Source organism: Desulfobacula sp. (assembly GCF_030611305.1).
In the GTDB taxonomy this organism is placed as follows: Bacteria; Desulfobacterota; Desulfobacteria; order Desulfobacterales; family Desulfobacteraceae; genus Desulfobacula.
In genome coordinates this window covers 1-12,616 of the sequence record NZ_JAUWQB010000094.1, presented here as the reverse complement: position 1 = coordinate 12,616, position 12,616 = coordinate 1, and the positions used below count along the sequence as shown (strand labels likewise).

Sequence of the window (12,616 nt, the reverse complement as noted above, 5' to 3'; positions counted from 1 at the left end):
TGGGACAGCAGTATTATATTCAAAAGAAATTTTCGTAAGCAGGAGGTAATATGACACAAACTCAGGAATTCAGCGGAAAAGATATAGATATCGCTATAAAAAATGCCTGTGCAGCATTAACGCTTTTAAAAGATGAATTGAAATATGATGTAATTTCAGAAGGTGCTTCAGGGATTTTTGGAATTGTTGGCAGAAAAGATGCCAAAATCAAAGTTGTTCTTCCGGATAATTATACTGATGAATCTAAAGAAATAGAAATGGAGGGGATCAAGTCCATTGTGGATGAGGCGTTTGGTCAAGAAACAAGACTGGAAGAACCCAAAAAGAAAGAATTCAAGTCCTTTGAAGTACCCGAGCCGGTTGACGTGTCTGAAGAGTCCGTTGTTCTTGGTACGGAAGCATTACAGAAAATGGCAGACCTGATTACGGATGATGCCAATGTAAGTGCCGGCACGGAATCTGACAGGCTGACCTTAAGCATCGAAGGCGGGAATGCCGGTATCCTGATTGGCAGAAAGGGTCAGACCCTTGATGCCATGCAGTTTTTGACCGACAAAATTATCAACAGGAAGAGTGAAGCCAGGGTCAGGGTCAAGGTGGATATCGAAGGATACATGGAAACCCGTAAAGCCAATCTGAAACACCTGGCATATAAAATGGCGGATAAGGCCAAAAAGACAGGACGTCCTGCGACCATTAACCAGATGAGCGCACAGGACAGGCGTATCGTGCATCTGGCACTAAAAGATGACCAAAGTGTTCGAACCCAGAGTATGGGTGACGGATATTACAGAAGACTTGTGATCTTCCCCAAAAAGAAAAATTCCTTTAGGGGGAAAAGACGGTCTAGAAGATAAAACACCATGAATGATACAATTGCCGCAATAGCAACTCCCTATGGAAGCGGCGGTATTGGTGTTATTCGGATCTCGGGCCCCAAAGCCTTTGATATTGCATCAAAACTTTTTTCAAAAAGAAAACTAAGACCCGAAGGGTGTACAAATTTAGAATCTCATAAGGTCTATCACGGATATGTTTTTAACAATAAAAACACAGATATCATAGACGAGGTTTTACTTATCCCCATGAAGGGGCCCTCCTCTTATACGGCAGAGGATGTCGTGGAAATTCAGGCCCATTCCGGAACCATTGTATTAAGAACCATTCTGGATGAAATACTCTCACATGAGGCAAGGCTTTCTGAACCCGGAGAGTTTACAAAAAGAGCTTTTTTAAATCAGAGAATTGATCTGACCCAGGCCGAAGCAGTTGCAGATATAATCAATGCAAAATCTGCAAGCTCGTTGAAATTTGCAGCGTCCCAGAATCTTGGGGCATTAAAAAGTCAGATCCGGGAGCTAAGAGAAAAACTGATTCATTTCTTATCCCTGCTTGAAGTAAATATTGATTTCCCGGATGATGTTGAACCGTTTGAACCGTCCAGAAAAGAGATGGAACTGATTGATGATGTGCTTGAAAAATGCCGGGAATATATCAAGCAGCATGAGGATGCCTGTTTTTTAAAGGACGGTATCAGGATTACCATCTGCGGTGCACCCAATGTGGGAAAATCAAGCCTGATGAACCGTCTGCTTGAACAGGACCGCGCTATTGTAACAGCCATCCCGGGAACCACAAGGGATCCTATCGAAGAAGGGCTGAATATCGACGGCATACCGTTTGTGATTATAGATACGGCAGGTATTCACCAGAGCGATAATCTTGTGGAAATTATCGGTATTGAAAAGGCCAAAGATCACATTAATGCATCCGACCTTGTGTTGTTCATGAAAGAGCCCGGAACTCTTTTTACCGACAAGGAATTTGAAAAAGTGGTGCCTCTGGAAAATCAGCCAGGCCCAAAAATTATCTTTGTGATCAATAAAATAGATATTGGTGACAGCAATCTGCCAGAGCTTTCGGAAAAGTACCGGCATATCCCCAAAATTGAAATTTCAGCCCTGTTTAACAAAGGGATAAAAGAATTAAAACAAAAAATAGTGACTACCAGTATGGCTGGTCTGGTGGATATGGAAAAATCATCGGTCATTCCAAATTTGCGGCATAAAAAAGCCCTTGAACAGACTGTTGAGAGTCTAATATCTGTAAAAACTGGGTTAGCACAAACCCTGGAAGAAGAAATGCTGGCAATCGATATTAAAAATAGTATTGATTCCCTTGGAACAATTACAGGAGAAACAGCCTCTTTAGATATTTTGGACACTATTTTTAATAATTTTTGCATTGGTAAATAAAGGACAAGCCCTATGACATTAAATTTAAAAGAACACTTTGTTAAGTATGAAGCATTGGTCCAAATAGTGGATGCAGTGTTTGACCGTGTAAAAAAAGAATTTCCCAAAGAAGTGTTCTGCCGGGAAAAATGTAGCGATTGCTGTTATGCGATTTTTGATCTGACACTCATAGAAGCACTCTATTTGAAAGATAGATTTTTAAAAAAGTTTATGGGTAAAGATAAAAACGATCTCATTGAAATTGCCGGCAAAACAGACAGGGTCCTTACGAAGATGAAACGGCATGCATATAAAGAAGTTAAAAACGGTGCAGACGAATTGGAAATAGTCGGTAAAATGTCCCAGGAGAGAGTCAGATGCCCGCTGCTTGGTGAAGATAACCTCTGTGTCATTTATGAATACCGGCCGATTACCTGTCGGCTTTATGGTATCCCTACATCCACAGCCGGTGTAAGCCATATCTGTGGCCGGACAAATTTTAAACAGGGAGAGCCTTACCCGACATTGAATATGGATAAAATTTATACCCAGCTCCAGCTTCTTTCCGCCCAATTGGTAAAGGATATTAATTCTGAAAAAATAAAAATGCATGAAATGTTGATTCCTGTTTCAATGGCCATGGTTACAGATTTTAACGAAGAATATCTTGGAGTCAGAAAAGATGGATAAGCTTACCCCTGAACAAATTGAAGATAAGAAAAAAGCCATTTTTGATACCATGGGCAAAAGAGGCCAGAAACAGATCCTCAAAAAAGGTTATGACAACTGGGACCCGTTCCAGGAACCTAAAGACCCCATAGACATCAGGAAAGATAAAACCAAGCGAACCTCCCAGATGTTAATCAGGGAGTTCCTTTCCCGGATCGATCATGATGAATACTCTAATTCCTATGCCCAGGGGGCCTTTGAAATGTGTCTGGGCATCATCAATGATGACGAAAAGATCAGAGGGATGTTTGACTTTGCCTGCTGGTATGAAGACCTCTTAAAAAAAGAAGGTCATCATTCCCTCTGATATGGAAACGGACAAAGAAGATGTCTTAAATATCCTTTTCCAATCTGATGTTAAACTGACGGCCCAAGCGTATATAAAAGAAATAAAAGAGCGGTTTTCGGTCTCTTTTTTTGAGGCCAAAAAAATATTACAGCAGCTCATTGATGCCCAGGAACTATCCTATCACTATCTTTACGGCGCCACCTATGTGGAGAAAAGTTTTTTAAAGCCCGTATCTATTACAAAGAATTTTATTCTCAAGCCTCCGGGATTTGAAGGCCGGTCAAATCAAAGCAATATTGGCCAGGAGAATATTGAAATAATTATTGATCAGGGCATCTCTTTTGGTTCCGGACACCATCCTACTACACAGCTTTGTCTTGCCGCTATTGATTTTTGTTTTTTTGAAAAACATATGATTGATTCCAAAGAAAATTTGGCAGGAGCTGACATTGGAACCGGTTCAGGTGTCCTTGCCATGGCCATGTGTCTGGCAGGGCTTACATTCTGCAACGCCTATGAAATTGATCCGGTTTCCATTAATGAGGCTAAAAAGAATGTGGCACTTAACCTTCTTACGAAAAGAATCAAAGTGATTGAAGATTATATGAAAGAAAGCAAAAACAGGTTTTCAATCATTTCTGCCAACTTAAGATTTCCAACACTGACAGCATTGTCTGATATGATTTATGCAAGCTTGACAGAAAATGGCATTGCCGTCATATCCGGTGTGAGGGAATGGGAAAAGGATCAATTCGTCACTATTTATTCAGAAAAAGGATTTGAGCTTGTCTGGCAACAGGATGAAAAAAAATGGTCTGCCTTTGTATTGGTAAAAAAAGTATGTTAAACATAATTTATGATAAAAACGTCTATTCGTGTTTTTTTTATTCTTTTTTTCAGCCTTTTTCTTTATGGAAATATCTATTTCTGGACCGATGAAAACGGAATCAAACATTTTACCAATATTGCTCCGCCTTTGAATGAAACGATTGAGGAATTTACGGAAAGCGATGTTGTTTTCCCAAAACAACAATTTAAGGTATTAAAAGTATTTGACGGTGACACTATAAAAGTCACAAGAGTTGATTTGATATTTAAAATCCGGCTTGTGGGAATTGATTCTCCTGAAATTGGATTCAGGGGTCAAAAAACTCAGCCCTTCAGTCAAAAGGCGAAACATTATTTAGAAGGCTTAGTGGGTAATAAGAAGGTTGCAATTAAAAGCTACGGAACAGGTGCTTATAACCGGCAGCTGGCAGAAGTTTTTGTTGGTAATAAAAATATTAATATAGAAATGATAAGAGCAGGCCTGGCTGAGGTATATAAGGGTAAACGGCCTAAAAAACTTGATTCACAAAGCTATTTAAAAGAAGAATTAAGGGCCAGGAGGGCAGGAAAAGGAATGTGGATACAGGGCAGCCGTTACAAAAGTCCACGGCAATGGAGAAAAGATCACCCGCGAAAATAATTTTAGGCTTGCCAAGCTCTTTTTAAGTGTTTATTCTATTTTTAGGTAAAGAATGTCACTTTTTAAAGTGTGTTTTGAAAAACTTTTTTTTAAACTATTATAAAGGAGCCGGCACTATGAAAGACAGAGCACTGAGAAGGCACCAGGATTTGAAAGCAAAAAGAAAAAATCAAAAAGCTTATAATAGTTGCATTTCAGATTTACCCCAATCAGAAAAGCAAGAGCTGGAAAATAATGTTGAAAAATTAAAAAAAGTTTGTGTAGCAAGTCAGCTTGATGAACATTCTAAAAAGGATATCAAAAAAACACTTCAGGAAATGAAACATGATATTTCCATGGAAGAACAGCTAACGCTTAGCTAACCGGAATAATTTTTAATAAAAAGCCTCATTGGGTGAAGATACTTCAAGCACCCACGAGGCTTTTTCTTTTTTAACGATATTAAAACGGAATATCATCATCCGGAATCGGTTCTTGCCCACCTGTCATGCCCGGGCTTGTCTGATCTTTGGAATGATTGTTGGAACCGGACTCGGCTTGCTGGTAGCCACCCCCGCCGCCCTGATTGTCCTGCCCACCGCCTTGATTGTCCTGTCGACCGCCAAGAAACTGAACAGTTGAAGCTATCACATCTGTTGCATAGTGAGTTTGGCCGTCTTTTTCATATGAGTTTGTTCGCAGCTTACCCTCGACATAAACCTGCCGTCCTTTAGAAAGATACCGCTCACACGTCTCCGCCATTTTTCCAAAAACAACAATTCTATGCCATTCAGTTCGTTCTTGTTTTTGATTTGTATTTTTATCAAACCATTCGTCACTTGTGGCAACTGAAAAATTTACAACTGCCGTACCTTGTTGGGAATACCTGATTTCAGGATCTCTTCCCAAATTGCCAATCACCATCACTTTATTAAGACCTGCCATTTGTTTTCTCCTGTTTTGGATAAATTTAAAGATGTTTGTTGTTTTTAAATATTTACCTGATTCAAAACTCAGTGTCAAAGAGATATTTTTTTAGGGGTTTTAAGAATTGACAATTATTGAATTTAAGTTTATGTTGCTATTAAGGTAGCAACTTTTTGGAGAGAAAAATGAATAATTATTCAAATTTAAAAGAACTTGGTTTCTCGCAATATGAGGCTACGTGTTATATGGCGCTTGCCGGCAATCATCCGGTTAACGGTTCCCAGTTGAGTAAAATTTCAGGAATTGCCCGATCAAGGATTTATGATGTATTACGGAATCTGATTTCCAAAGGGTATGTGATTGAAGTCAATTCCGGTCAGTATGCGCCTCTGCCCTCAGATGAACTTGTCAGAAGGCTGAAAAGAAGCTTTGACAGCAATATAGACTCGTTTGAAGATCAGATTGCAACAGCATCCCAAAAAAATGATCTTGAATATGTCTGGACCATCACAGGGTATGAGAATGTCATGGAAAAAGCCTTGGAAATGATTAAAGAGGCTAAAGAAGAGATCTATGTCAGGCTGTTTCCCGAAGCAAACAGGCATTTGGATGAGTATTTAACAGACGCAGATAAAAGAGGGGTTAAAATTCGCTATATTGCCATGGGAAAGATTCCTAAAAAATTTGATATTCAGGTCATGCATCCGGATCATGAACATTTGCAACAGATCATTGGCGGACGTTCCATAGAAGTGATTATAGATAAAAGCGAAGCTCTTGTCGGGATATTTGAAACAGATAATGAAGATAGTTCACCCATCAACTGGACAAGGAATCAATGGTTTATCGTGGCTAACCGCGACAGCCTTCGCCATGATTTCTATCATTGTTTCCTGGAAAAAATACTGGACCGGCATCAGGAACTGACTAAAGAAGAAAAAAGAATTTATAAAATAATAAAAGAAGATAATTAAGAGAGGTGTAACATGACTGCAATGAGAAAAATTCATCATATCAGTGGATTTTCCAATGAGAATGACAAAACCATTTTTAATTTGGAACAAGACTATGGTGCCCACCATTATGACCGGATTAATCTTGTTGTCAGGCATGCAAAAGGATGCTGGCTGACAGATGAAAAGGGCAATAAATATCTGGATTGTCTGGCAGCATATTCGGCAGCAAATCCGGGCCACCATCATCCCACCATCACCAATGCGGTCATGGATGCCCTGATGGGCAATTATGCCTCTGTATTGTCCAATGTTGTGTTCACGGATCCGTTGGGAATCTTTCTTTCCGAGATCGCAAAGTTTGCTCCCCAGATGGGGCCTCGGTTTGGAAATTACGGCAATAAAGCACTTCCCAAAAACGGTGGGGTGGAATCCGTTGAAACAGCCATAAAAACTATGCGGTATTTTGGATTCAAGCATAAAGGGATTGAAGACGGAAACCAGGAGATTATTGTTTTTAATGAAAATTTTCATGGCAGAACTATTTCAGCTGTCTCTTTTTCATCCAACAAAAAATACAAACAAGGATTTGGTCCTTTAACTCCCGGATTTATATCTGTTGAATTCGGTAACCTTGAACAGGTAAAAAAGGCCATCAATAAAGACACCTGCGGAATCCTTGTGGAGCCTATGCAGGGGGAAGGTGGAATGAATGTACCTCCTGAAGGTTTTCTCAAAGGTCTGCGAAACCTGGCTGATGAACATGATCTTTTGCTGGTATGTGATGAAATTCAGGTGGGAATGGGAAGAACAGGGAAAAAATTCTGTTTTGAACACGAAGATATTGTTCCGGATGGCGTGATTCTTGGAAAAGCGCTGTCAGGCGGTCTTATTCCCCTGTCTGTTTTTATCACCAATGCAAAAATTATGGATATGGTCTTTTCCAAAGGGTCAGAAGGATCAACCTTTGGTGGTTATCCTCTTGCCTGTGTGGCCGGTACTGCCGCTTTAAAGGTGTTTGAAGAAGAAAAACTGGCTGAACAGGCAGCCAAAAAAGGCAAGATACTGAAAGAGAGAATTGAAAAGATTGCCAAAAGATCTTCCCATGTCAAAGAGGTCAGGGGAAAAGGGCTTTTCATCGGAATAGAAGTCAAAGACGGCAATGCCATGGATTTTTGCAGAAAACTTTTGAAGCTCGGGTTGATCGTCAATGACAGCCACGGCCACACCATAAGGATTTCTCCTCCGCTCATTATCAATGAAGAAGAGATGGATTTTATGATCAAACAGCTTGAAAAGGTTTTGGTTGATTAAAAAATCAGTTTTTTGAGAGTAGTACAGAAAAATATAATATTTGTCAAAATGTCTTGACAACTTGACAAATATTATTTATTTTAACCTCATCTTTTAATTGTTATTTTGAGGTTAATAATGCTCAACCCACAGTCACCTATCCCCTTATATCATCAACTGGCGGATATCCTCATAGAACAGATCAGGTCCGGTACACACAAACCGGGTGATGTAATCCCCTCTGAAATTGCTATGGCTAAACAATACGGCATCGGCCGCCCAACGGTCCGGCAGGCCATGGATATCCTTGTCAGAAAAGGACTTGTGGAGCGTAAAAGAGGATCCGGAACCTTTGTAAAGAACCAGGATCAGCAAGTGGATCTTTTTTCCCTTGCAGGCACATCCCAGGCGTTTTTAACAAAAGGGATTGAAACAATATCAAAAAGCATTGAACCTATAACCCTTAAGGAAGTCATTGACGATAAGAATAACCCGTTTAATAAAAAAAGAGCATTTTTTTTGTCACGATTAACCATTGCCAAAAAAGAACCGGTTTTATTAGAGGAGTTCTATCTTCATCCGGAATTGTTTCTGGGTCTGGATAAGGTTGATCTTGAAAACAAATCGCTTTCCCGGGTGGTGTCGGATCTTTATTACCTGAAACCTGAAACCGGCCGGCAAACGTTTAAAATATCTTTTTTGCCCGAAGACAAGGCAAAATTGTTGAAACTAAAACCTGTGGCCCCCATTCTTGAAGTTCAAAGAACACTTAATTTTCCGGGAGCAAAAAGAGCCATATTTTCAAGATTGTACTGTAGGACAGAGACATTTGCATTCTCCCAGACCATAAGCCTCGATAGGACATAAGGGCTGGATATCAAAATCGATAGTTTTACAGCAGCCAGGAGTAAATAATATGAAAAACAGGGGATATTACGGTAACCACGGCGGGGCATTTCTGCCTGAAATTCTGGTTGCCACATTTGATGAACTGGAATCTGAGTTTGAAAAAATAAAAAATGATCCATTCTTTTGGAAAGAGTACGAAGCCTTGATGTCTTCATACTCGTGCAGACCCACACCATTGACATTTGCCGGCAATCTCACTCGTAAATTTGGTGGTGCAAAAATATATATTAAGCGTGAAGATCTCAATCATACCGGTGCCCATAAGGCCAATAATGTCATGGGCCAGGGGATGTTAGTCAAACGGATGGGTAAAAAACGGGTAATCGCGGAAACCGGCGCAGGCCAGCATGGTGTGGCAACCGCCACCATGGCGGCAAAGTTCGGGTTTGACTGTACCATCTACATGGGAGAAGTGGATGTGCATAGACAGCGGCCTAATGTATTCTGGATGGAGCAGTTGGGAGCAACCGTTGTTCCCGTAAGAGACGGAACAAGAATTTTAAAGGATGCCATCAATGAAGCGTTCCGAGACTGGGTCACCAACATGGACACCACCCATTATGTCCTGGGAACCGCCTGCGGGCCGCATCCATTCCCGGAAATGGTCTCCTATTTTCAATCCATCATTGGAAAGGAAGCGAGACAGCAGATCCTTAATGTGGAAGGAAAACTTCCCAAAAGGGTGTATGCCTGTGTGGGCGGAGGTTCCAATGCCCTGGGACTTTTTTCAGGGTTTTTTGATGACCCGGTTGAGCTGGTGGGGGTTGAGGCCGGCGGCAAGGGATTAAATTCCGGCAAGCATGCGTCAAGACTATGTTCAAAGGATGCAAGCACCGGCATTGCCCAGGGGTATAAAACTTATTTTCTTCAGGATGATGACGGCCAGATGAAAGAGACCCACTCGATTTCAGCAGGCCTGGATTATGTCGGGGTGTCCCCCATCCTTTCCCATATGCAGGATCAGGGAAAGGCAAGGTTTGAGAGTGCCACTGATACCGAGGTTGTAGCAGCATTAAAACTGACCATGCAAACCGAAGGCATTATCCCTGCCCTTGAATCCTCCCACGCATTTGCCCAGGCCTTTAAGGAGGCGCCTTCCCTTTTAAAAGAAGATGTCATTATCATCAACCAGTCCGGCAGGGGGGACAAGGATATTTTTACAATAGCAGACGCGGTTGATGATCCCAAATGGAAAGAATTTATTATTGGAAAGGCTGAAGAATACAATGCTTGAATCATATATAAAAGAACGGTTGAAAACAAAAGATATCCTTTTGATGACTCATATCGTTATCGGGTATCCGTCTTTTGAAACTTCTCATGAAATCGTAAAACAGATGGTTGAAGCGGGTGTGGATTTAATGGAATTGCAGATTCCATTTTCAGAACCCATGGCTGACGGTCCGGTCATTTTAAAAGCCAACCAGAAAGCCATTGAAAAAGGATCAACGGTTAAAAAATGCTTTGAGTTTGCCCAAAGAGTGTCAAAAGAGTTCTCCATTCCGTTTTTGTTCATGAGTTACGCTAACATTCTTTATAAATACGGAATGGAGCAATTTTCAGACAAAATGGCTCAAATAAATTTAAAAGGTGCCATTGTTCCTGATCTTCCACCCGAAGAGGGAAAGAACTACATCAGGGCCATGAAGAAAAACGAGTTGAGCCCGATTTATATTTTCTCCCCTGAGACCAGTGATGAGCGGCTGGCATACTTGTCATCCTTTGCTTCCGGGTTTGTCTATTGTCTGGCCAGAAAAGGAGTAACCGGAAAAGAGACTGCTTTTTCTATCGAAATATCTGATTATTTTTCAAGATGCAGAAAAGCAACAAACCTTCCCCTGGCCGTGGGATTCGGCGTAAAGGAAAAGGCGGATGTGGACTATTTAAAAGGCAAGGCAGACATTGCCGTAATCGGTTCCCAGACCATCCGGATTGTAGAAGAAAAAGGAGTAGCTGCCACTGGAGATTTTATCCGAAGTATTCTTTAAATATACAGGGAACCGCTCATATTTCATTCCAGGCTTTTTTGCTTTTATTGATCTTTTTCTGAACATTTTCCCAGGTTTTGGTCGTAAGAAAAGAGTCTTTATACCGGTCTGTCATCTGGGTAAACATGCCGAAAGGAACAGTAAAAGACAGTTCATCCGTCTTAAAAAATTTTCTTGCTGACGGATCCCATCCCCCGACAACAGCCTTGTTTTGTCCTTTTTCAAGATAATGCAATGGCCAGACAGCTAAACTTCCGCAGGCAGCACTCCAGGGAGATGCGACAACTTCAGGATCATTTGTTACAAAAGCGGCAAGCTGGTGAAGCCCGTTTAAAGATTCCGGACGTGTGAAAAAAGAGACAAGTAACGGGGTTTCTTCTTCAGAAAACTGGCTGACAGGCTTAAACACACAATACTCTTTGGCAGCCGGCATAGGATCAACATACTCGAAAATCTGTCTTAAATGATCAGGGGAATCGCAATAAAGTTCACCTTCCATCCTGCCGGGGATTCCTGAGGATACATAGTGAATAATGGTTTCAACCTGAGGTTTGTTGAAGCCAAGCCAGAAAGCACCACCCGGGCATCCAAACTGTGTTGAGGAGAAATAAGCCGATGTCTTTTTTTTCCTGGCAAGCCATATCTTGCCCATGACACAGGAAAACTGGCCAAATATCTCCTGCCAGTTAATTTCATTTTTTTCTTCCTTCTCCCGGGTCGGCAGATCCATGGGTTTGGGGGAGTATCCTTTGTCTGGTTTTGTGTCTGTAAAAAACATTCCCATGGGTTCTTCAATAAGTCCTAAAATATTAAGAAAGTCGGGAATAGCAGATTTGATCTGATGGTCCATGATGCCTCCTTTGATGGTTTGGCCGCTGAATGTTTTGGTTGGAGCTTTCGCTGACAGGATTGTCCTGTCAGGCTACTTGCTTAGTCTTTCTTAGTGACCATCATGGTAGTCTGGTATTCGATCACCTGCTGATCACGCTGATTGTAAGTTTTATTTTTGTATATGAATAAAAACCTCTCCGGGTTTTTGGTGGGACGAAGATCAACCACTTCGGCATCAGCCTTGAGGGTATCCCCAAAGAGCACTGGAGAGGTGATCTTCATATTGTCTACGCCAATGTAGGCATAGATTTCATAGCCATCCTGGGCCAGAAGCTCGGTGATATTGTCCGCATTGTGGACCAGACCGTCGGCAACGGTAAAGATGATCGGCGCTGCCAGAGATCGTTCCTTGAACCAGGTTCCCTTGGCATACTCGGAATTACTGTGAACTGACATATTGAACCAGTTAAGTTGATGCAGAATGGAAAAATCCCCCACATCAAGCGTCCTGCATACCCGACAAGGAATTTTGGTACCTGTTGCTATTTTACCCATAAAATGATCACTCCTATTATATTATGTAAATTTGGATGATATTCGACCAAATAAATTAAAAAAAACCTAATCTTGAATTCCATATCAACATCTCGGAAGCCTGTAAAGGCATTCCAACAATCCAACTTTGGTGAAAATATAATTTATTCAGAAACGATCTGCCAAAACAATCTTTAATTGGAGGCCAAGAACATTATTGTTCATACCTGGAGAATGATTTTTAAATTTGGATGAATATATATTAATAAGTGTAATCTGAGAGGATATTTTTTTTGCTGTTTTTTTTAACGTATGAGAAGGGTTTGTTAAAATCTATTTGTTGTAAATATCCTGGCCCTGAGGGCCAGGCTTTGGGTTTACCCCTGGAAGGGGATTAGTATGCCTTGGCCCCCTGAGGGGGCAAGGAGAGTTGTCGCCCACTTTTAATATTAGGTGAATAGGTTTGGTTGCTCAACCCTTTT

Annotated in this window: 15 protein-coding genes; 12 read left to right on the top strand and 3 right to left on the bottom strand. The window is 41.1% G+C overall.

The annotated features are described in order from the left end of the window. Window positions 1-50: 50 nt before the first annotated feature. The 7 genes from jag to QAI40_RS14660 all read left to right on the top strand — a co-directional run bounded on the left by jag (window position 51) and on the right by QAI40_RS14660 (window position 5,082). On the top strand, window positions 51-857 hold the full coding sequence (gene jag / locus QAI40_RS14690; protein WP_299982289.1) for an RNA-binding cell elongation regulator Jag/EloR: 807 nt from the start codon (window positions 51-53) through the stop codon (window positions 855-857). A 6-nt stretch (window positions 858-863) separates the two neighbouring features. After that, entirely contained in the window at window positions 864-2,255 is a 1,392-nt protein-coding gene (mnmE, locus tag QAI40_RS14685) for a tRNA uridine-5-carboxymethylaminomethyl(34) synthesis GTPase MnmE (RefSeq protein ID WP_299982286.1), read from the top strand. Between the two features lie 12 nt (window positions 2,256-2,267). Then, a complete protein-coding gene (locus QAI40_RS14680; RefSeq protein WP_299982284.1) occupies window positions 2,268-2,924 on the top strand; it encodes a YkgJ family cysteine cluster protein in 657 nt (218 codons plus the stop codon). After that, a complete protein-coding gene (locus QAI40_RS14675) occupies window positions 2,917-3,270 on the top strand; it encodes a hypothetical protein (RefSeq protein ID WP_299982281.1) in 354 nt (117 codons plus the stop codon). The genes QAI40_RS14680 and QAI40_RS14675 overlap by 8 nt, the downstream gene beginning before the upstream one ends. Before the next feature lies 1 nt (window position 3,271). Next, the gene (locus tag QAI40_RS14670) at window positions 3,272-4,099 is read left to right on the top strand and encodes a 50S ribosomal protein L11 methyltransferase (protein ID WP_299982278.1); all 828 of its coding nucleotides are present in this window, start codon (window positions 3,272-3,274) and stop codon (window positions 4,097-4,099) included. A gap of 9 nt (window positions 4,100-4,108) precedes the next feature. Continuing rightward, a complete protein-coding gene (locus QAI40_RS14665) occupies window positions 4,109-4,720 on the top strand; it encodes a thermonuclease family protein (protein ID WP_299982275.1) in 612 nt (203 codons plus the stop codon). 116 nt (window positions 4,721-4,836) lie between these two features. Further along, window positions 4,837-5,082: a hypothetical protein gene (locus QAI40_RS14660; protein ID WP_299982272.1), complete on the top strand. Its 246-nt coding sequence runs from the start codon at window positions 4,837-4,839 to the stop codon at window positions 5,080-5,082. Window positions 5,083-5,161: 79 nt separating this feature from the next. On the opposite strand, the gene QAI40_RS14655 is transcribed toward QAI40_RS14660, so the two are convergent. Then, a complete protein-coding gene (locus tag QAI40_RS14655; RefSeq protein ID WP_299982269.1) occupies window positions 5,162-5,644 on the bottom strand; it encodes a single-stranded DNA-binding protein in 483 nt (160 codons plus the stop codon). Window positions 5,645-5,811: 167 nt separating this feature from the next. Here QAI40_RS14655 and QAI40_RS14650 point away from each other — a divergent pair, with 167 nt between their 5' ends. The 5 genes from QAI40_RS14650 (at window position 5,812) to trpA (ending at window position 10,769) form a co-directional block, all read left to right on the top strand. Then, window positions 5,812-6,600, top strand: coding sequence for a TrmB family transcriptional regulator (locus QAI40_RS14650; RefSeq protein ID WP_299982264.1), 789 nt, complete (start codon window positions 5,812-5,814; stop codon window positions 6,598-6,600). A 12-nt stretch (window positions 6,601-6,612) separates the two neighbouring features. Then, window positions 6,613-7,893, top strand: a complete 1,281-nt coding sequence (gene rocD, locus QAI40_RS14645; RefSeq protein ID WP_299982262.1) for an ornithine--oxo-acid transaminase — start codon at window positions 6,613-6,615, stop codon at window positions 7,891-7,893. 117 nt (window positions 7,894-8,010) lie between these two features. Then, on the top strand, window positions 8,011-8,739 hold the full coding sequence (locus QAI40_RS14640) for a GntR family transcriptional regulator (protein ID WP_299982260.1): 729 nt from the start codon (window positions 8,011-8,013) through the stop codon (window positions 8,737-8,739). Window positions 8,740-8,788: 49 nt separating this feature from the next. Continuing rightward, entirely contained in the window at window positions 8,789-10,015 is a 1,227-nt protein-coding gene (gene trpB, locus QAI40_RS14635; RefSeq protein ID WP_299982257.1) for a tryptophan synthase subunit beta, read from the top strand. Next, on the top strand, window positions 10,008-10,769 hold the full coding sequence (gene trpA / locus QAI40_RS14630; protein ID WP_299982254.1) for a tryptophan synthase subunit alpha: 762 nt from the start codon (window positions 10,008-10,010) through the stop codon (window positions 10,767-10,769). Before trpB ends, trpA begins: the two co-directional genes overlap by 8 nt. A gap of 16 nt (window positions 10,770-10,785) precedes the next feature. Here the strand turns inward: trpA and QAI40_RS14625 are convergent, their stop codons facing one another. Continuing rightward, on the bottom strand, window positions 10,786-11,619 hold the full coding sequence (locus tag QAI40_RS14625; RefSeq protein WP_299982251.1) for a DUF169 domain-containing protein: 834 nt from the start codon (window positions 11,617-11,619) through the stop codon (window positions 10,786-10,788). 80 nt (window positions 11,620-11,699) lie between these two features. Continuing rightward, window positions 11,700-12,155, bottom strand: coding sequence for a hypothetical protein (locus QAI40_RS14620; RefSeq protein WP_299982248.1), 456 nt, complete (start codon window positions 12,153-12,155; stop codon window positions 11,700-11,702). Window positions 12,156-12,616 lie beyond the last annotated feature (461 nt).